The organism is Clavibacter sp. VKM Ac-2872 (assembly GCF_015351105.1).
Taxonomy (GTDB): Bacteria; Actinomycetota; Actinomycetes; order Actinomycetales; family Microbacteriaceae; genus Clavibacter.
The window spans coordinates 218,126-237,023 of the sequence record NZ_JADKRR010000002.1 but is presented as its reverse complement, the minus strand read 5'-3'; the positions used below and the strand labels follow the sequence as shown (position 1 = coordinate 237,023).

At 71.5% G+C, this 18,898-nt stretch carries 23 protein-coding genes; 10 read left to right on the top strand and 13 right to left on the bottom strand.

The annotated features are described in order from the left end of the window. The first annotated feature begins 6 nt into the window (after nt 1-6). The 8 genes from ITJ40_RS11430 (at nt 7) to ITJ40_RS11395 (ending at nt 5,602) form a co-directional block, all read left to right on the top strand. The gene (locus ITJ40_RS11430) at nt 7-789 is read left to right on the top strand and encodes a tetratricopeptide repeat protein (protein WP_194667192.1); all 783 of its coding nucleotides are present in this window, start codon (nt 7-9) and stop codon (nt 787-789) included. A 70-nt stretch (nt 790-859) separates the two neighbouring features. Further along, nucleotides 860-1,633, top strand: coding sequence for a response regulator transcription factor (locus ITJ40_RS11425; protein ID WP_012039455.1), 774 nt, complete (start codon nt 860-862; stop codon nt 1,631-1,633). Nucleotides 1,634-1,689: 56 nt separating this feature from the next. Beyond that, nucleotides 1,690-3,264, top strand: coding sequence for a cell wall metabolism sensor histidine kinase WalK (locus ITJ40_RS11420; RefSeq protein WP_194667429.1), 1,575 nt, complete (start codon nt 1,690-1,692; stop codon nt 3,262-3,264). A 3-nt stretch (nt 3,265-3,267) separates the two neighbouring features. Continuing rightward, complete coding sequence (locus tag ITJ40_RS11415; RefSeq protein WP_194667191.1) at nt 3,268-3,525, top strand: hypothetical protein; 258 nt, start codon at nt 3,268-3,270, stop codon at nt 3,523-3,525. Nucleotides 3,526-3,576: 51 nt separating this feature from the next. Continuing rightward, nucleotides 3,577-4,119, top strand: coding sequence for an amino-acid N-acetyltransferase (locus ITJ40_RS11410; RefSeq protein WP_194667190.1), 543 nt, complete (start codon nt 3,577-3,579; stop codon nt 4,117-4,119). 116 nt (nt 4,120-4,235) lie between these two features. Then, nucleotides 4,236-4,910, top strand: coding sequence for a hypothetical protein (locus tag ITJ40_RS11405; RefSeq protein ID WP_194667189.1), 675 nt, complete (start codon nt 4,236-4,238; stop codon nt 4,908-4,910). Between the two features lie 106 nt (nt 4,911-5,016). Further along, nucleotides 5,017-5,175, top strand: a complete 159-nt coding sequence (locus ITJ40_RS11400) for a hypothetical protein (RefSeq protein ID WP_012039450.1) — start codon at nt 5,017-5,019, stop codon at nt 5,173-5,175. Between the two features lie 112 nt (nt 5,176-5,287). Next, nucleotides 5,288-5,602: a metalloregulator ArsR/SmtB family transcription factor gene (locus ITJ40_RS11395; protein ID WP_194667188.1), complete on the top strand. Its 315-nt coding sequence runs from the start codon at nt 5,288-5,290 to the stop codon at nt 5,600-5,602. 34 nt (nt 5,603-5,636) lie between these two features. Here the strand turns inward: ITJ40_RS11395 and radA are convergent, their stop codons facing one another. After that, a complete protein-coding gene (gene radA / locus ITJ40_RS11390; RefSeq protein ID WP_228512347.1) occupies nt 5,637-6,998 on the bottom strand; it encodes a DNA repair protein RadA in 1,362 nt (453 codons plus the stop codon). Between the two features lie 169 nt (nt 6,999-7,167). Here radA and ITJ40_RS11385 point away from each other — a divergent pair, with 169 nt between their 5' ends. Beyond that, entirely contained in the window at nt 7,168-7,377 is a 210-nt protein-coding gene (locus tag ITJ40_RS11385) for a hypothetical protein (protein WP_194667186.1), read from the top strand. A 13-nt stretch (nt 7,378-7,390) separates the two neighbouring features. Here ITJ40_RS11385 and ITJ40_RS11380 read toward each other — a convergent pair whose 3' ends face one another. Both ITJ40_RS11380 and ITJ40_RS11375 read right to left on the bottom strand, forming a co-directional pair. Continuing rightward, complete coding sequence (locus ITJ40_RS11380; RefSeq protein ID WP_194667185.1) at nt 7,391-7,750, bottom strand: hypothetical protein; 360 nt, start codon at nt 7,748-7,750, stop codon at nt 7,391-7,393. Between the two features lie 26 nt (nt 7,751-7,776). After that, nucleotides 7,777-8,319: an RDD family protein gene (locus ITJ40_RS11375; RefSeq protein WP_194667184.1), complete on the bottom strand. Its 543-nt coding sequence runs from the start codon at nt 8,317-8,319 to the stop codon at nt 7,777-7,779. A 278-nt stretch (nt 8,320-8,597) separates the two neighbouring features. Here ITJ40_RS11375 and ITJ40_RS11370 point away from each other — a divergent pair, with 278 nt between their 5' ends. Continuing rightward, nucleotides 8,598-9,425, top strand: coding sequence for a hypothetical protein (locus ITJ40_RS11370; protein ID WP_194667183.1), 828 nt, complete (start codon nt 8,598-8,600; stop codon nt 9,423-9,425). A gap of 7 nt (nt 9,426-9,432) precedes the next feature. Here the strand turns inward: ITJ40_RS11370 and ITJ40_RS11365 are convergent, their stop codons facing one another. From ITJ40_RS11365 to kdpC, 10 genes are all read right to left on the bottom strand, one after another. Beyond that, a complete protein-coding gene (locus ITJ40_RS11365; protein ID WP_370532040.1) occupies nt 9,433-10,200 on the bottom strand; it encodes an SGNH/GDSL hydrolase family protein in 768 nt (255 codons plus the stop codon). Nucleotides 10,201-10,428: 228 nt separating this feature from the next. Continuing rightward, nucleotides 10,429-11,091: a hypothetical protein gene (locus tag ITJ40_RS11360; protein WP_194667181.1), complete on the bottom strand. Its 663-nt coding sequence runs from the start codon at nt 11,089-11,091 to the stop codon at nt 10,429-10,431. A gap of 174 nt (nt 11,092-11,265) precedes the next feature. After that, entirely contained in the window at nt 11,266-12,087 is an 822-nt protein-coding gene (locus tag ITJ40_RS11355; protein ID WP_194667180.1) for a hypothetical protein, read from the bottom strand. Then, the gene (locus ITJ40_RS11350; RefSeq protein ID WP_194667179.1) at nt 12,084-12,539 is read right to left on the bottom strand and encodes a hypothetical protein; all 456 of its coding nucleotides are present in this window, start codon (nt 12,537-12,539) and stop codon (nt 12,084-12,086) included. The genes ITJ40_RS11355 and ITJ40_RS11350 overlap by 4 nt, the downstream gene beginning before the upstream one ends. Nucleotides 12,540-12,578: 39 nt before the next feature. After that, nucleotides 12,579-13,739 carry a hypothetical protein gene (locus ITJ40_RS11345; RefSeq protein WP_194667178.1) on the bottom strand — a complete coding sequence of 387 codons (1,161 nt, stop codon included), beginning with the start codon at nt 13,737-13,739 and terminating at the stop codon, nt 12,579-12,581. Continuing rightward, nucleotides 13,736-14,050 (bottom strand): DUF6507 family protein, encoded by a 315-nt coding sequence (locus ITJ40_RS11340; protein WP_194667177.1) that lies wholly within the window; start codon nt 14,048-14,050, stop codon nt 13,736-13,738. Before ITJ40_RS11340 ends, ITJ40_RS11345 begins: the two co-directional genes overlap by 4 nt. 182 nt (nt 14,051-14,232) lie before the next feature. Further along, on the bottom strand, nt 14,233-14,895 hold the full coding sequence (locus ITJ40_RS11335; RefSeq protein ID WP_194667176.1) for a hypothetical protein: 663 nt from the start codon (nt 14,893-14,895) through the stop codon (nt 14,233-14,235). Nucleotides 14,896-14,980: 85 nt separating this feature from the next. Continuing rightward, entirely contained in the window at nt 14,981-15,679 is a 699-nt protein-coding gene (locus ITJ40_RS11330) for a response regulator (RefSeq protein ID WP_194667175.1), read from the bottom strand. Continuing rightward, nucleotides 15,676-18,231 (bottom strand): DUF4118 domain-containing protein, encoded by a 2,556-nt coding sequence (locus ITJ40_RS11325; RefSeq protein WP_194667174.1) that lies wholly within the window; start codon nt 18,229-18,231, stop codon nt 15,676-15,678. The genes ITJ40_RS11330 and ITJ40_RS11325 overlap by 4 nt, the downstream gene beginning before the upstream one ends. A 32-nt stretch (nt 18,232-18,263) precedes the next feature. Then, nucleotides 18,264-18,872, bottom strand: a complete 609-nt coding sequence (kdpC, locus tag ITJ40_RS11320) for a potassium-transporting ATPase subunit KdpC (protein WP_194667173.1) — start codon at nt 18,870-18,872, stop codon at nt 18,264-18,266. Nucleotides 18,873-18,898 lie beyond the last annotated feature (26 nt).

Below are 18,898 nucleotides of genomic sequence, written 5' to 3'. Positions count from 1 at the left end.
CGGCCGGTGCCCGACGCCCCCGACGCCCCCGACGCCCCGACCCGAGCCGGCCTCCTGTGGGACGAGGGCGACCGGGCCGAGGCCCTCGCCCTCCTCAAGGAGCACCTCCGGGATGAGCCCCTCGACACCGGCGCCCGGCTCGCCCTCGCCGGGCTGTACCGCGAGCTCATCGCGCCCGACCAGGCCGGCCGATGGGGCATCGCGTCCCCCGGCTGGACCACGGAGGTGGAGCGCGACCGCCTGGCGCGCATGATCGCGCACTCCGGGATCGCGGACCACGAGATCCCTGCTTTCCTGGGGCTGCCGCCCGACGCCGATCTGCCCGCGGAGGTGCGCGCGCTGACGCCCGCGATCGATCTCCATCGCGCCGACTTCGCCGACCCGGCGCGCATGACGAAGCGCGAGCGGAAGGCGGCGCGCTACGCGAGCACCCCGTCCTCCTTCGCCTACGAGGTCGTGGAGGTCGCGGCAGGCTTCGCATGGTGGCTCATCGGGATCGTCTTCGCCCTGGGCGCCGTGGTCGTGTGGGTGGCTGCGCTGTGCGGTCAGCCGGTCACGGCGCTCGCCCGCTGGACGGGCACCGCCACGCTCGGGACGATGGCCGCCGCCTGCGTCGCGCACGCCTACGTGATGCGCGTGGATGAGCGGCGTCGGCGCCAGCGGGAACCGGACAGCGACCCCATCGACGTCGACGTGCTCCCGTGGATCAGCGGCGCGATCCTGCTCGGCCTCGTGGTCGCCGCGCTCGTCAGCATGGGCCTCCGGGTCGGCGATCCCCTCCCGTTCTGAGGCCCGCCCTCGCACTGTCCGCTGAAGCCCGCGCATGGCCGGCTCATGGGCGCTTCATAGGAACATCCGCATGATGGATCCCGTGACCACCACCCCGCCCTCCGGCTTCCAGCCCGCCGCCGCCCCGCAGCCCCGCCTCACGCGCGCCGACGGGTCGCCCATCCGGGTGCTCGTCGTCGACGACGAGGCGTCCCTCACCGACCTGCTCCAGATGGCGCTGCGCTACGAGGGCTGGCAGATCCGCACGGCCGAGAACGGGCACCAGGCGCTCGCCGCCGCGCGCGAGTTCAAGCCCGACGCCGTGGTGCTCGACATCATGCTGCCGGACCTCGACGGCCTCCAGGTCCTGTCGCGGCTGCGAGCGGACGCCGAGGACATCCCCGTGCTCTTCCTCACGGCGAAGGACTCGCTCGACGACCGGCTCGCCGGGCTGACCGCGGGCGGCGACGACTACGTCACCAAGCCGTTCAGCCTGGAGGAGGTCGTGGCCCGGCTGCGCGGCCTCATCCGCCGCTCGACGCTCGTGGTGAGCGACAGCGTCGACCCGGTGATCCGCGTCGGCGACCTCACCCTCGACGAGGACAGCCACGAGGTCGCGCGCGCCGGCGACCCCATCGAGCTCACCGCCACCGAGTTCGAGCTGCTGCGCTACCTGATGCGCAACCCGCGCCGCGTGCTGAGCAAGCTGCAGATCCTCGACCGGGTGTGGAGCTACGACTTCGGGGGCAAGTCGAGCGTGGTCGAGATCTACATCTCCTACCTGCGCCGCAAGATCGACGCCGGCCGGAACCCCATGATCCACACGGTGCGCGGCAGCGGCTACATGCTCAAGGCCGCGGAGTGACGAAGCCGTCGGGCACCCCGCCGCTGCGGGCCCGGCTCACCGCCGCCGCGCGCGGCATGACGCTGCGGCGCCGCCTCGTGCTCAGCGTGGTGGGGCTGCTGGCGCTCGCGAGCATCCTCATCGGCACGGTCAGCATCCTCGCGCTGCGGGCGTCGCTCGTGCAGCAGGTCGACCAGCAGCTGCAGGCGACCGCGGCGCGCTCCTCGAACCTCATCGACCGGGACGCGGACCAGTACGGGAGCTTCCCCGGCGCCCCTCCCGGCGGGCTCGGTGCCTTCGGGCAGCAGGTCGGCACGATCAGCGCGACCATCGTCGACGGCGTGGTCTCGGGCGGGTACATCGCCGACCGCGACGCGGCCGAGGGCGAGCCGGGCGGCGCGGGCGCGGTGGAGCTGACGCAGGTGCAGAGCCAGCAGCTGCAGAGCGTGCCCACCGACGGGATCCCCCGCACGGTCGACCTCGGCGGCGCGCTCGGCCGCTACCGTCTGGTCGGCGACACCGCCGCCACGGGCGCGACCCTCGTCACCGGCCTGCCGATGAAGCCCGCCGACGACGTGGTGGAGCAGCTCATCGTCGTGATCTCCGTGGTCGCCGCCCTCACGCTGGCGCTCGCCGCGGTGCTCGGTGCCGTCATCGTGCGCCGCGCGCTGCGTCCGCTCGACCGGGTCGTCGACACGGCGACCCACGTGGCCGCGCTCGAGCTCGACCGCGGCGACGTCGCGCTCGAGGCGCGCGTGCCCGCATCCGACACCGACGAGCGCACCGAGGTGGGCCGCGTGGGCGCCGCGCTCAACGGCCTGCTCGGGCACGTCTCCGCCGCGCTGTCGTCGCGGCAGGCGAGCGAGGCGAAGGTGCGGCGGTTCGTGTCGGACGCGAGCCACGAGCTGCGCACGCCGCTCGCCTCCATCCGCGGCTACGCCGAGCTCACCCGGCGCGGCCCGCACCGGCTGCCCGAGGACGTGACGCACTCGCTGTCGCGCATCGAGTCGGAGTCGGTGCGCATGACCACGATCGTCGAGGACCTGCTGCTCCTGGCGCGCCTCGACGAGGGACGCGAGCTGGAGACGGATCCGGTCGACCTCACGCGCATCCTCCTCGACACGGTCGGCGACGCCAGCGCGGCGGGCCCGGATCACGACTGGGACCTCGACCTCCCCGACGACTCCGTGACCGTCCCCGGCGACGACGCCCGGCTCCGCCAGGTGGTCGTCAACCTGCTCGCGAACGCCCGCACGCACACGCCGGCCGGGACGCGCGTCGTCGCGTCGCTGGCGGTGGAGGGCACCGGATCCGACGGGCACGCGGTCATCCGCGTCACCGACGACGGCCCCGGCATCCCGCCGGAGCTGCAGGCCTCGCTGTTCGAGCGCTTCGTGCGCGGCGACGGATCCCGCGCCCGCTCCACCGGCGGCACGGGCCTCGGCCTCGCGATCGCGCAGGCGATCGTGTCCGCGCACCACGGCGCGGTGTGGGTGGAGTCGGAGCCGGGCCGCACGGTGTTCGGCGTGCGGCTGCCGCTGGAGCGGCGGGCGGGGGATGCGCGTCCCGAGGCTCCCGCCGCGTCCGACCGCTGGGCGCCGCCGTCGGGGGATCCCGTGGCCGACCGGCCGAGCCCGCGCGCGGCCGGTTGAGCCATGGATCCCGTCCGCCGCCTCATGTTCTGGCTGCGCGTGCCGTTCGTCGCGGACGCGGCGCTCGTCGTCATCGGGGTCGCGCTGCTCGTGGGCGGCGACGGGGTCGGCTGGTGGGTGCTCGTCTTCGCGGGGCTGCGCGCGGTGGTCGGCGTGGTGGCGATCGTGTGGATCGCGCCGCGGATGATCGCGCGGCTCGGCGGCGGCAGCGACACCGGCGCCGAGCCGCCGGCCCCGGACGCGGGATCCGCCCGTCGCTAGGCTGGACCCCTGATCCGGGCGCCCGAGCCGCGGATCGAGAGGGTCGTCATCGTGAGCGCAGAGCCAGTCGTCGTCGAGTCCGCGGAGCCCGCAGGCGGCATCCGCGTGCGACGCGCGCGCACCGGCGACGTGCCGCGGATCCAGCAGCTCGTCGAGCCGCTCGTGATGGAGGGGATCCTCCTCGGCAAGGACCTCGTGGTGCTCTACGAGAACGTGCAGGAGTTCCGGGTCGCGGTCGACGCGTCCGGCGAGGTCGTCGGCTGCGGCGCGCTGCACGTGATGTGGGAGGACCTCGGCGAGATCCGCACCCTCGCAGCCGCCCCGCACACCCGCGGCACCGGTGTCGGCCACGCGCTGCTCGAGCGCCTCGAGGACGACGCCCGCGAGCTCGGCCTCAGCCGCCTGTTCTGCCTGACCTTCGAGGTCGGCTTCTTCTCGCGGCACGGCTACCACGAGGTGGCGGAGTCGATCATCGCGCAGGAGATCTACTACGAGATGCTCCGCTCGCACGACGAGGGCATCGCCGAGTTCCTCGACCTCTCCCGCGTCAAGCCGAACACGCTCGGCAACACGCGCATGCTGAAGGCGCTCTGAGCCGAGGCCGTCGCGTCCGCGGCGGCGGACGGGCCAGCGGGATGCGCGGGATCCGGCGCCGGGCTCCCCGGGCGCGCCGACCGGGCCGCGGCCGGGGCCGCGAATAGCCTGTGCTCATGTCCTCGACCTCGCCCGAAGGCCGCCCGTCCGCGGCCGTGTACCGTCGTCGCCGCCTGATGGCGCTGCTCGTCGTGGTGGCCGTGATCGCGGTCGTCGTGATCCTCGTCTCCAACCTCGGGCGCGGCTCGGCCGACACCGCGGCACCCGGCGCGACGCCCAGCGCGGACGCCGCCCCGGACGGCGACTCGGGCGACGCCGCCGCCGAGACCGCACCGGCCCCCGACCCCAGCCCGAGCGCGAGCGCCGGCACGGAGACGAACGCCGACGGATCCTGCGCCGCGGGCCAGCTGACCGTCACCCCCGTCACCGACGCCGCCTCCTACAAGGCGGGCGTGCTGCCCAAGCTCTCCTTCACCGTGACGAACACGGGCATGGAGCCCTGCACTGCGAACCTCGGGACGACCACGCAGGTCTTCACGATCTCGAGCGGATCCGACGTGTACTGGAAGTCCACCGACTGCCAGACGGGCGCGGCGGACGCCGAGGTCGAGCTCGCCGCCCGCACGCCGCAGACGTCGTCGCCGTTCGAGTGGTCGCGCCAGCGGTCGTCCACCACCACGTGCCAGGAGAAGCAGCGTCCGGCCGTGCCCGCGGGCGGCGCGACCTACACGCTGTCGGTCGAGGTCGCCGGCGTGAAGAGCGCTGAGCCGAAGTCGTTCCTGCTCTACTGACGCGCGGTCCGCGTGCGCACTTGATCATGGTTCCTGATTGGATGCATCCATTGCAATCCATGCATGCGTTTGTCATCCTGGTGCTCCACCGACCGAAGGACGCATCATGACCGACACCACCGAGACCCACGCCGAGCACACCGTCGCCGAGCACCAGCACGGCACCGACTGCGGCCACGAGACCGTCACCCACGAGGACCACGTCGACTACGTCCACGACGGCCACAAGCACGCCGAGCACGGCGACCACTACGACGAGCACTGATCCCACCGCGCGACGCTGCGCGAGGATCGACACGGGGACCCGGCCTTCGGCCCGGTCCCCGTCGTCGTCTCCGCGACCGGCCGCGTGTCCGCCTCGCCCTAGGATCGTCCAGGTGACCTACCCACCCGCTGGCTTCGAGCAGGCCGCCGAGCTCTTCAAGGCGCTGTCCTCGTCGTCGCGCCTCGGGCTCATCGGGCTGCTGGCCTCGCGGCAGATGAGCGTGACGGAGCTGGTCGCCGAGTCGGGCCTCTCGCAGCCGCTCGTGTCGCAGCACCTGCGCGTGCTGCGGTCGGCGGGGCTCGTGACCGTGGAGCGCGACGGGCGCATCGCCCGGTACGAGGTGGCGGACACGCACGTGACCCACGTGGTGGCGGACGCCGTGGCGCACGTGCGGGAGCACGTGGACGGGTCGGTCAGCGCCGGCTGACCCGAGCCGCCGTCGCCCGGCTGCGGCCCGCGGATCAGAAGGCCTCGTCGAGCTCCTTCTCCCGCTCGCTCTTCGCGAGGGAGAACGCGCGGCCGAGCGCGGAGAACAGCGGCCCCCACTCGGCGTCGACGATCTGCGTGAAGCCGAGCCGTCGGGCCTCCGCCGCGCGCTGCGGCGCCGAGGTGACGCCGCGGATCTCGCCCGCGAGGCTGATCTCGCCGAACGCCGCGAGGTCGTGCGGCATGGCCTTGCCGTTGACGGCGGAGACGAGTGCGACGGCGATGGCGAGATCCGCCGCCGGTTCGGTGAGGCGTACGCCGCCGACCGTGGACACGTAGACGTCGCGATCCGAGAGCCGCACGTTGGCGCGCTTCTCGAGCACCGCGAGGAGCATGGCGACGCGCGACGCATCCACCCCGTTGACGACGCGGCGCGGCTGCGGCGCCTTCGTGTCGACCACGAGCGCCTGCACCTCCACGGGCAGGGCGCGGCGGCCCTCCATCGCGACGGTGACGCATGTGCCCGAGACCGAGTGGACGCCGCGCGAGAGGAACATGCCGCTCGGATCCGGCACCTCGACGATGCCGTCGCCCGCCATCTCGAAGCAGCCGACCTCGTCGGTGGGGCCGAACCGGTTCTTCAGCGCGCGGATGAAACGGAGCGAGGTCTGCCGGTCGCCCTCGAACTGGCACACCACGTCGACCAGGTGTTCGAGGAGCCGCGGGCCCGCGATGGACCCGTCCTTCGTGACGTGGCCGACGAGGAGGAGCGGCAGGTCGCGCTCCTTGCAGACGCGGATGAGCGTGACCGCGACCTCGCGCACCTGGCCGGGGTGGCCGGGCAGGCCGTCGGACGTGCTGCTGGAGACGGTCTGCACGGAGTCGACGATGAGGAGGTCGGGCGCGACCTGCTCGATGTGGCCGAGGATCGTGCCGAGGTCGGTCTCGGCCGCGATCATGAGCGACTCCTGCAGCCCGCCCGTGCGCTCGGCGCGCATCCGCACCTGCGCGACCGACTCCTCGGCCGTGACGTAGAGGACCTTCGCGCCCTTCGCGGCGGCGCGCGCGGCGACCTCGAGCAGCAGCGTGGACTTGCCGACGCCGGGCTCGCCGCTCATGAGGATGGCGGCGCCCGGCACGATGCCGCCGCCGAGCACGCGGTCCAGCTCGCCGACGCCGCTCGGCATGTGGCTGGCGGACGCGGTGCCGACGTGCATGATCGACCGCGCCTGGCTGGATCCGGCGGGCGTGAGCGTGGTGACCCGGCCGGCCGCCGCGGGCGTCTGCGACACCTCCGTGACGGTGTTCCAGCTCTGGCACTCCGCGCACCGGCCGACCCACTTCGGGGTCGTCCACCCGCACTCCGAGCAGCGGTACGTGGAGTGGATGCGGGCCATGCGGGGGACTCTACCGGGGGGTACCGACATGGGCGGGCGGGGTCGTGTCACCCCAATGCGGGGCTGGAGGGCTCGGTCCTGTCCCGCGTACTTTGAGGGCCCACCCGGATCCGTTACGGATCCACCAGCTGTGACGTCTATCGCGTTCGAGGAGACGAAGGAGTCTCGTATGCCCCACTACATCGTGAACAGGAACGCCCAGTCGAACGGCGACCACGAGGTCCACGACCTCGCCACGTGCTACCGCCTCCCCGACCCGTCCAACCGGATCGATCTCGGGACCCACCCCTCGTGCAGTGGAGCCGTTCGTACGGCCCGTGGTTTCTACAGCAACGTGAACGGGTGCGCGTACTGCGCGAGCTCGTGCCACACGAGCTAGGAGGCATGGCTGGTCAGTCAGGGGGAGTGGACTCCGAGGCGCGGCGGGCCGTGAGGCGGATCATCGCGCGGATGTAGAGGAGCACGGCGGCCGCGAGTGCCGCGGCGCCGACCCACGGAGGCTGGAAGCTGCCCGTCACGAGGAGTGCGCCGAGGATCAGCGAGACCACGAACCAGAGCGTGTCGGTCGGCGGAGGCGTGAGGGCCCAGTCGCGGCGGCGGCCGCGCACGTGCATGAAGACGGACAGCGTGAAGACGGCAGCGGAGAACCAGGGCGACACTCCTGCGCCGGTGACGAGCAGCGCGCCCGAGACGAGCCCGATCACGAGCCAGAGCGTGCCGGTGGGGCGGGCGTCTGCGGTGTCGTCGGCCATGGATCCAGCCTACGGACGGGGTCGGGTCAGGCGCGAGGGGCCGACCGGGCGACGACCGCCCCCGCGATCCTGTCGTACGGTGTGCGGCCCGAGCCGAGGAGGAGCGTCACGAGCCACACGGCCGGGAGCACGTAGGCGACAGCCGTGAGGGCTTCCACGCCGGGCGGGACGGAGGCGCGCGTGCCGCTGGCTGCGCCGCTCGCGCCGACGATCGCGTACACGGCCGCGTGCCCGACGATCCAAGGCGCCGTGATCTTCACGGCGTTGCGCAGGAGCGCGCGGCGGAAGGGGAGCGCGTCGCCGGTGCGCGCGTCCTGCACGACCAGCCGCCGCGCGCGCTTGCCGGGGGTCGCCTGCCGGGGCCCGGACTCCAGCACTGCCAGCGCGATCGTGATCGGCACCACCGTCACCAGCGCGGCCAGCGCGTTCTGCGCGACGGGCGGGAGCGATGCGCTGGCACCGACGACGAACAGGGGCAGCGCGACGGCCGCGATCAGCGCGAACCACACGCACATGAAGAGCCAGTCGATCAGGACGGCGAGGACGCGGTCGCCGGGGTGGCGGTTCATAGTCGCGACCCTATCGACCCCGCCGCGCCCGCCCGGGACGCCTGCCCCGTCGCGAGCGCGTCAGCGCCCCGACACCTCCAGCGCCCGCACCGTCGCCGGGAGGAACGGCAGGAACGGCAGGAACGCGCCAAATGTGTTGCATTTCTCGCATGCGCGTCGTCGTGTCCTACTCGCATGCCGTTTCCGGGAGGAATGGCCGGGCTATAGCGTGGATCGACTTGATGTGAGTATTATCGAATATCAGCACCTCTCTCCCCCCCTGTGTCAGGAATTTACCTATGCATCACGCGCTGTATGACGACGTGAATCTCCGCATGAAGCGTGCACTCCAACTCGTCGATGAGTTCGAAGAGGCATGTGCGGCCTGGGAGCGTGAAACACAAATATCTCTACTTTACTCCCGTGACGGTGGCTGGCATGTCTGGAGTACGTTGCCAGTCAAGCCACCGCCTGCCGAGTTGGCCATTCGCGCGGGAGAGATAGCGCATCACCTACGAGCCTCTCTCGACATAGGCGCTGGCGCCGCGGTTACGGCTAATGGGCATAGTCCAGGAGCGCGAGTAGCCTTTCCCATCGCCATGACTGAGCAGGCGTGGAGGTCGCAGGGCGAAGGTCAGCTAAAAGGGGCTTCGGCAGCTGCGATCAAATTCATCAAAACTAAGCAACCCATATTCGGGCATGGTCGGTTCGGACCCCAGGCCCATTACCTTGCATTGATTGCGGAAGTTGACGCTGCAGATAAGCATCGACAGATTTTGGCCCGAGGTGTCGCGGTCAAGAACTATGACATCGGTATGCGATGGGAGAGCGACAAGCAAGTCATGCGCCGTTTTCGCTACGTGACAAACCGTGAACATCATGTGCATGACGATCGAGCAACATGGTTCATGAAGATGCATGTTGCACTCGTCGATGGATCAGATGTAGAAGACTATACGGGTGTAGCCCGACTGGACGATGACCTCGTAGTGGCACCGGAAGTCAGATTCATTAAACATAAGCCGTACCAGATAGAATTCGAGAAGAGCCGGCTGCGATCCTGGGTTCAGTACGTCGGTGGAGTTCTCTACTCACTAGAAGACGTAGTCGCGCGATCTATCAAATAGTCACGCGTCAGCGCCCCGCCACCTCCAGCGCGCGAACAGTCGCCGGGAGGAAGGGGAGGAACGCGCTCGCCCACACACGGTAGCCGCGGTCGTTGGGGTGGAAGAGGTCGCCCGCGGCCTGGGTGATCGCGAGCACCGCGGTCTGCCGGCGGGTGATGCGGTGCAGCGGCGCGAGGCGGAGGCCGCGTGCGGTGGCGAGGCGGCGGACGATCTCGTTCGCGACCCGCACCTTGCGCTCGCTCGTCGGGAAGTGGAAGCACGGCAGGTCGGCGACGACGGTGGTCGGGGGGACGGCGTCGAGGATCCGGCCGAGGTCGTGCTCGAACGCGACCGGCTCGAACGCCAGGATGTCGTTCGCGCCGATGGCGAGGGTCACCACGTCGGGCTGCATCTTCGCGAGGCGGGGGAGCTGGTGCTCGACGAGGTCGGAGGCCCGGGCGCCCGAGACGCTGAGGTTGACGGTGCGGACGGAGCGGCCGCTGAGAGCGCGGATCCGGTCGGCGAGGATCCCGACGTAGCCGTTGCCGGGGCGGCTCGCGCCGATGCCCTGCGCGGTGGAGTCGCCGAGCGCCACGTAGAGGAGGTCGCCCTCGATCTTCGCGTGCTCGCGCCACCAGGCGGAGTTCACGGGGAGCGTCTCGTTGAGGACCACGGCCCGCTCACGGCGACCGGCCTCGAACCGGCGCGGCACGACGAGGGCCGCGGCGGCGAGGCCGCCGAGCGCGGCGGTGACGGAGGCGATGAGGGCGGCGGGGCGGGTGGTTCTCGTGGGCACCACGGGAGCATACGCGCGTGGATCCGGGTGCCGGCTGGTCGTGCGCTGCGGGGGACTGCAGGAGCGGAGCACAGTGGACACCCGGTGGGCATGGCCGCGGATGTCCGGCACTCAGCCGATGTCCGCCGCCCGCATGTCCCGGAGGGCCGCCAGCGTCAGGCGCATCTGGCCGCGGCGACTCCTCAGGGTGAACCAGGGCGAGCGGCTCGTCCGGATCCTCCAGGACCGTCAGGGGGCGAAGGCCTCGACGTGCGCGGCTGGGGAGTCCCGTGCCACGGCCCGCCCGAGCGCCAGCGCCCGGTCGCCCGTGACGGCCCCGCCGATGAAGGCGCCGAGGAAGGTCCCGCCGCCCGGCACCTCGCAGGTCTCGATGGGTGCTCCGCCTCGTGGGGAGCCCGCTTCCGCGGCGGCGGGTGACGCGATCGATCGGCCGCGCTCGGCGAGATCGACCTTGCGCGATTCCCGGGGGATGAGCTTGAGCCGACGACCGGCGGAGGGGACGACACGCGACGGGTCGATCCCCCAGTCGAGCCGGTACCAGCGGGGGAGGAACGGGCGGGGCATGAACCCCATCCCGTAGATGCCGAAGAAGCTCACGACGGTCCCCCCGATGAGGAAGGCGTAGCCGAGGGGGCCGTCGACGAGGAGGGCGGTGTTCGCGATGATCTGTCCGGCCGCGAGCCACCCGACGCCGAGGGGGACCATGAACGGGATCTTCGACCACCATCGCCACAGCCCGGTGTAGGCGAGGGCGGAGATGCCCACGATGATCAGGCAGACGCCGTAGTACCACAGGACACCGGACAGGCGGATGCCCTCCTTCTCCAAGTAGCTCGCGGATGCATGCACGACGGCAGCGGGGAGGGACGAGATCATCGCGGGGACCGGCACGCCGAGAGCATCACACATCGCAGGAAGCCTCGCCCCGCTCGTGTCATCGCCGTGCGTTCCGCGGGGGCGCGCTCGCCGCCTGGCTCGTTCCGGTGCCCGCCCCGCCGCCGGGGGACGAGCCGATCGTGTTCCGCTGGTCGTCGAGTTGCGGCCCAAGCGCCCGAGGCTGACTCTTCACCGGGTGGTCGAGTGGCGCGGTCCGGCTTGGGAGTCGTGGAAGGTGCCGATGACGTCGCGCATCACGTCGAGGCTCACTCTCGGCATCAGGCGCATGCGCCCGCCCGGGAGCTCCTCGAAATCGAACCACCCGACATCTCCCGTCCGGATCCTCGGCGTCACGAGCTTGGCGGACGGGGAGATGATCTCGCAGCGCGCCCACTCTCCCGATGCCCACGCGCGGCGGGTCACCCAGCTGGCGTCCTCCGGCACGGGCGGCTCGCTTCCCGGGGCGGCGGCGATGCGCGCCTCGATGAGCTCCGCGTCGTGCACGCCCTCACCGACGTCATGCCCGTAGGTCCAGGCGGGTGAGATCCGCAACCAGGAGAGCAGGAGACCGAGGCCGGCCGAACGCGACGTGTCGTGGACGGACATGGAGGTGGTGCCGTCGTCGTTCAGGACCTCGGCCGCGACGAGCGCGTTCGCGCCGGAGTACCAGCTGCTGAAGGTCATGCGCCGACCTGCCGAGGTCGTGAGCGCCCCGAAGGAGAGTCGCGAGCTGGTCCGCGCCCGGGTCAGGGCGATCCCGGCGGGTGATGCGCCTCCCGCGAGGGTGAGCAGGCCCAGTTCCCGCAGCTCCTTCGCTGTGGCGGGATTCCCGCCACGCCCGGCGAACGCTCCGCGGCGGCGCCTCGTCCAGAGCAGCTCCCAGGCCTCCGGGGTGAGGAGGATGTCACTGGTCGGGAACGGTTGCAGGGCGGGGATGCGGGAGAGGAGCTCGAGCGGAGTGCCGTCCTTGTCTTGGGCGCTCGCCTCGACGTCCAGCGCGATGTCGCTCATGCCATCTCCTTCACCCGGGTGCTGCCCGCGATCACCGAGAAGAGGTCCTCGAGCCGCAGGACGTCGACGACGTCGCAGCTCGCCGTGATCTCCACCACATGCGTGCCCGTGACGATCCCGGAACGGGTGACGGCCACGCACATGTCGGACGCCTCGTAGAGGAAGTGGACGACGCGCCCGGTCGTGTCCGGCCGATACCACTGGACGTCGGAGCACACGTGCGACCAACCGGGATAGGCGAGCGCCTCGGAGATGCTCCGTGCTCCCAGCTGCTCGATGGTCTCCGAGGACTCCAGCAGGAGGATCACGACATTGGCGCGGAACACCGTGTCCTTGAAGAGGGGCTGCGCGATGGCCACCACCTCGTCGCGATCGGAGGGCAGGAGCTCCCAGGTCGTCGGCATCTCGAACTCCAGCCGTGGGTGCTCCACGGTGCGCCAGCCTTCAGTCATCGTTTCCTCTCGTGATGCGTGGGTCGTGTCGCTCGCCGCTCATTGGCCGACCGCGGAGTCGATGGAGTCATTCGCCTTGTCGGCAAGGCCGTCCACCGTGTCGGAGAGCATCCATCCCCCGGCCACGCCCCCGATGACTCCGCCGACGAACGTTCCGATACCCGGGCAGATGAGCGTGCCGATGCCCGCTCCTATGCCTGCTTCAGCCGCTCCAGCGGTGAAATCGAAGCCGCCATGGACCGCTCCGCTCTGCACGGCGTGCATGCCTCTGTGGAAGTCGTCCCATTCCGGATGTTCGGCCTGATCTTTGTTGTACGTTGCAGATGCAGATGCCGCTCCGGCGGTCACCGCCGAGACCACTCCCAGGATGGGGCCGCCGAGCTTCGACCCTATTTTTAACGCCCGGGAACCTTCCGCGAGGTGTTCGGCGGCGCTTGCTCCGTCCAGAGGCTTGTCGAACACCCCGTTGGGGTTGATGGCGGCTTTGAGCGCGAGCCCGATGGATCGCTCCTTGATGGGCGCTGCGCCCGCTGCGTGCCGCCCGCCGGGCCCCGTCATGCCCAGCGCATCGGTGATGCCGAGGAAGTAGTCCCGCGGGCCGGCCGAGTTCTCGAGCGCCTGCTTGCCCGTAGCGAGGACCAAGCCGACCGCCGGCAGGGAGATGATGTCGTTGACCGCCTCTGTCGCGCGGACAGCTTGATCTCCCGGGTACCGGAGAAGGCGCTGCAGGGCATCGGCGCATCTCGCATCCGCGGCTCGGAGATCTGCGTTGAACTGGGTGATGAGGCTTTCCAGCTGCCTCTGCGGGTCCGTGTCGGAACTGTCAGGAAGCGGCCTGTCGAGTTGCACAGGATCGCTGACCGTGAGGACCTGCGCGGCTACGTCCGAGGAGATGACGTCATGGCGGCTCGTGAGATCCTGCAGTTCTCGCGCGTATGCCATCAGCGCGGCCTTCGCGGCGGATGAGTCCTCTCCGACCGTCCGAGCCACCACCAACGCCCCTGCTAGAGAATCGGCGAATCGTCCGGAGTCGGGCGTCTCGAAGACCCCCGGGGAGGACAGACCCGCCCAGGAGGACGTGACGGTGTGCATGGCGTCGTCGACAGCCGGCCCGATGTTGTCGAACGCTCGCGCTGTCTCCTCGACCGAGCGGGCGTCCGGCACGCTGGCCAGTTCGGGGAGAGTGGCGTCCGTGGTCATCGCTCTGTCCCGGCCTGGTACGCCCTGGCCATCTCCTCATCACCGTCGACGTAGGCCGAGAGGGCTGTGTTCGTCTGGTCGACGACCGTCTCGACCTTGGTCTTCACGATGTCGATCTGCGTGAGGAGGGGGTTGCGGAGCAGCGCCGCCAGGGCTGCGGCCGTCTGAGGTCCGGTGGCCGCGGAAGCGGCCTCCACAGCTGACTGGGCTGTCTTCTCGGCGCTCTCCAGTTCCGAGAGCCCGCGCTTCGTGTTCGTGAGCACGGCCTGCACCGCGGCTGGCTCGATACGCCAACCGGACGTGTCTGCCACGGTGCTTCCCATCCACTAGCCGGACCTATGACGAGGGCACGTTACAGGTACCGTGGCTCGGCTCCGGCGATCTTTTGGGGGACGCGGCCCCACGGCTGGGAGGTGCTGTCGTGCAGCCCCGCTGCGTAGTGGCGATGCTCGGGGGGGGGGCTTGTCCGGCGAGGGCCTGCGAGCTCGTGGTCTCAGGTTGCGAATGCTCGAATGCGCGCAGCTGTGGCTTCCGCCCGCGTCGCCGATCCCTGCGACGCCGCCTCCCCAGCCGTGACGGCCCCGCCGATGAAGGCGCCGAGGAAGGTCCCGCCGCCGGGCGCGTCACAGGTCTCTGTAGGCGCGCCGCCTCGTGGGGAGCCCGCTTCCGCGGCGGCGGGTGACGCGATCGATCGGCCGCGCTCGGCGAGATCGACCTTGCGCGATTCCCGGGGGATGAGCATGAGCCGGCGACCGGAGGAGGGGACGACACGCGAGGGATCGATTCCCCAGTCGAGCCGGTACCAGCGGGGGAGGAACGGGCGGGGCATGAACCCCATCCCGTAGATGCCGAAGAGGCTAACGATGGCCCCCGGGATGAGAAAGGCATAACCGAGCGGGGGGCCGAAGAACAGTCCGATGTTCGAGATGATCTGTCCCGCCGCGAGCCACCCGACGCCCAGGGGGACCATGAACGGGATCTTCGACCACCACCTCCACAGACCGGTGTAAGCGAGCGCGGAGATGCCCATGATGATCAGGAGGACGCCGAAGTACCACAGGAGCCCGTCCACATGGATGCCCGTCGTCTCGATGTAGCTCGCGGATGCATGCATGACGGCAGCGGGGAGGGACGAGATCATCGCGGGGACCAGCACGCCGACATGATCACACATCGCGCCCGGTCGCGACCCGCCTCCACCGCCGCTGCGGAGACCGCCCGTGATGCGCTGGCCGCCCGCGTCACTCCGGCGCCCGCCCCGCCCCCGCCGGCACGAAGCGGTACCCCATGCCGGGATCCGTCAGCAGGTGCCGCGGGTGGGCGGGGTCCGGCTCGAGCTTCTTGCGCAGCTGCGCCACGTAGAGGCGGAGGTAGCCGCTGTCGTTCACGTGGGTCGGGCCCCAGATCTCGGTGAGGAGCGTCTGGCGGGAGACGAGCCGGTCGGGGTTCCGGACGAGCAGCTCGAGCACCTGCCACTCGGTGGGGGTGAGGCGCACGCGCTGGTCGGCGCGGGTGACGACGCGGGCGGCGAGGTCGACCGTCACGTCGGCGAAGGAGACGGTCGCGGAGCGGTCCTCGTCGGCGGCGGCGCGGCGGCCGAGGGCGCGGATCCGGGCGAGCAGCTCGTCGATGGAGAACGGCTTGGTCACGTAGTCGTCGGCGCCCGCGTCGAGCGCCTCGACCTTGTCGGCGGCGCCCGAGCGGCCGGAGACCACGAGGATCGGCGCGGTCGACCAGAGCCGGAGCGCCTGGATCACCTCGACGCCGTCGAGCCGCGGCATGCCGAGGTCGATCATGTAGAGGTCGGGCTTCTCGGCGACGGCTGCGCGGACGGCGGCGGCGCCGTCGTCCGCGGTGACGATGTCGTAGCCGAGGCTCGTGAGGGTGATGCGCAGCGCCCGCAGGATCTGCTGGTCGTCGTCGGCGATGAGGATCTTCACGCGGACACCTCCGAGGTGGTGGAGGCGGTGGCGGGCGGGCCCACGGGAGCGGGCGGATCCGCGACCGGCTCCACGTCCGCCCGGCTCGCCGGCAGCGCGACCACCATCGTGAGGCCGCCGCCGGGGGTGTCCTCGGCGGTGAGCGTGCCGCCCATCCCCTCGGTGAAGCCCTTCGAGAGCGCGAGGCCGAGGCCGAGGCCGGACGCGTTGTCGGTGTCGCCGAGGCGCTGGAACGGCACGAACATGTCATCGCGGCGCTCGGGCGCCACGCCCGGCCCGTGGTCCACGACGCGGATCTCCACGGAGTCGGCGAACGCGCTCGTGCTGAGCCGCACGGGCACGCCGTCGGGCGCGTGCCGCACGGCGTTGCTCAGCAGGTTGACGACGACCCGCTGGAGGAGGCCCGGATCCGCGACGGCGCCGGGCAGGTCGGGCGCGAGGTCGAGCACGGCGTCGGCGGGGCCGAGGTCGAGCTCGTCGAGGGCGGCGAGCACGACGTCGTCGAGGTCGACGTCCATGAGCCGCACGCCGAGCACGCCGGCCTGCACGCGGCTGACGTCGAGGAGGTCGGTGACGAGGTCGGCGAGCGTGCCGAGGCTCTCCTCGGCGGTCGCGAGCAGCTCCTCGCGGTCGCCGTCGGCCCAGGTCATGCCGGGGGAGCGGAGCGCGGTGACGGCGGCCGTCGCGGCGCTGAGCGGCCGGCGGAGGTCGTGGCTGACGGCCGAGAGGAGAGCCGTGCGCACGCGGTCGGTCTCCGCGAGCGGGCCGACCTCGCGCGCGGTGTCGGAGAGGTCGCGGTGCTCCAGCGCGGCGTCGAGCTGCGCGGCGATGACCCGGAGGAGGCGCCGGCCGGACGCCTCGAGGTCGTCGCCGTAGAGGGTGAGCACGCCGCGGGATCCCACGGGCACGTCGGTCGAGGCCGCGCCCGTGACGACGCCGTCCCACGCGATGGTCTCGTCGCGGTCCGTGAGCTTGACGCCCTGCAGGCCGAACGCCTCGCGGGTGCGGCTCACGAGCGCGTGCACGGCGCCCTCGCCGCGGAGCACGGATCCCGACACCGTGGCCAGCAGCTCGGCCTCGGCGGCCGCGCGGCGGGCGAGGCGGGTGCGGCGGGCGGCCTGGTCGACGATCCAGCTGACGAGCAGCGCGATGACCACGTAGAGCACGAGCGCGAGCAGGTGCAGCGGCTCGTCGACGGTGATCGTGTAGAGCGGGTCGATGAAGAAGTAGTCGAGCGTGAAGCCGGAGAGCACGGCCGCGAACAGGGCCGGCCAGATCCCGCCGACGAGCGCGACGAGCACCACGAGCAGCTGGTACGAGAGCACGTCGCTCGTGATGGAGTCGTCCGAGCGCGTCGCCGAGAGCAGCCAGGTGAGCAGCGGGCCGCCGCCGAGCGCGAGCAGTCCGCCGAGGATCCGGCGCCGCATGCTGAGCGCGCCGCCCCGGATCCGGGGCAGCCGGAAGCGCCCGCCCGCGGCCGCGTGCGTGACGATGTGCACGTCGATGTCGCCGGACTCGCGGATCACCGTGGCGCCGATCCCGGGCCCGGTCGCCGCGGCGGCGAGCCGGCTGCGGCGGCTGACGCCGAGCACGAGCTGCGTGGCGTTGGACGCGCGCGCGAACTCGACGAGCGCGCGCGGGATGTCGTCGCCGACGACCTGGTGGTAGCTGCCGCCGAGCGAGTCGACGAGCGCGCGCTGGCTGGCGAGCGCCTCGGGACTGCCGGAGCGGAGGCCGTCCTGGCTGGAGACGTGCACGGCCATCAGCTCGCCGCCGGCCGAGCGGGCGGCGATGCGGGCGCCGCGGCGGAGGAGGGTCTCGCCCTCGGATCCGCCGGTGAGCGCCACGACCACGCGCTCCCGGGCCTCCCAGCGGGCGTCGATCCCCTTCTCGTCGCGGTAGGCGGCGAGCGCGGTGTCGACCTCGTCCGCGAGCCAGAGGAGCGCGAGCTCGCGGAGGGCGGTGAGGTTGCCGAGGCGGAAGTAGTGGGAGAGGGCCGCGTCGATCCGCTCGGCCGGGTACACGCGCCCGCCGGCGAGCCGGTCGCGCAGGGCCTCGGGCGCCAGGTCGATGACCTCGATCTGGTGCGCCTCGCGGAGCACGCGGTCGGGGATCGTCTCGCGCTGCGGCACCCCGGTGATCTTCTCGACCACGTCGTTGAGCGAGGCGATGTGCTGGATGTTGACGGTGGAGATCACGTCGATGCCGGCGTCGCGGATGAGGTCCACGTCCTGCCAGCGCTTCTCGGATCGGCCGCCGGGGGCGTTGGTGTGGGCGAGCTCGTCGACCAGCGCGATGGTCGGCCGGCGGGCGATGACCGCGTCCACGTCGAGGTCGGTGATCTCCACCCCGCGGTGCGACACCTCGCGCCGCGGCAGGATCTCCAGCCCCTCGAGCATCGCCGCCGTGGCGGCGCGGCCGTGGGTCTCCACGACCGCGACCACCACGTCGGCGCCCTCGTCGCGCAGTCGCTTGCCCTCCTCGAGCATCGCGTAGGTCTTGCCCACGCCGGGCGCCGCTCCCAGCAGCACCCGCAGTCGACCGCGCTTCATGTCTTCTCTTCCTTGCCCGCGTGGTGCGGGCGTCAGCCGCCGAGGCCGGCGAGCGCGATGTTCAGCTGGAGCACGTTCACGGTCGGCTCCCCGAGGTACCCGAGGTCGCGGCCCTGCACGTGCTCGTCGACGAGGCGCTCGACCTGCTGCTCGGGGATGCCCCTTGCCTCGGCGACGCGCGCCACCTGCTCCCGAGCGTATTCCGGGCTGATGTGAGGATCGAGCCCCGACGCGGACGCGGTGAGCGCGTCGGCCGGGATGGTGCTCGGATCCACGCCGTCGGACTGGGCGATGGCGGCCTTGCGGTCCTCGATGGAGGAGACGAGGTCGTCGTTCTCGGGGCCGAGGTTGCTGCCGCTCGACGAGGTGCCGTCGTAGCCGTCGCCCGCGGCCGACGGCCGGGACTGGAACCACTCCGGGAGGGCGACGCCGTCGGAGTCCTGGAAGGACTGGCCGATGAGCGACGAGCCGACGACCTGCCCGTCGGCGGAGACGAGCGAGCCGTCCGCCTGCGCGGGGAGCGCGAGCTGGCCGATGCCCGTGACGACGGCCGTGTAGCCGACGCCGAGGACGACGGTGAGGACGGCCATCGCGCGGACGGCGACGCCGGCGGTGCGGAGGGACTGGCGGGGGGAGGACATGCGCTTCCTTCTATACGTGTTCGAGG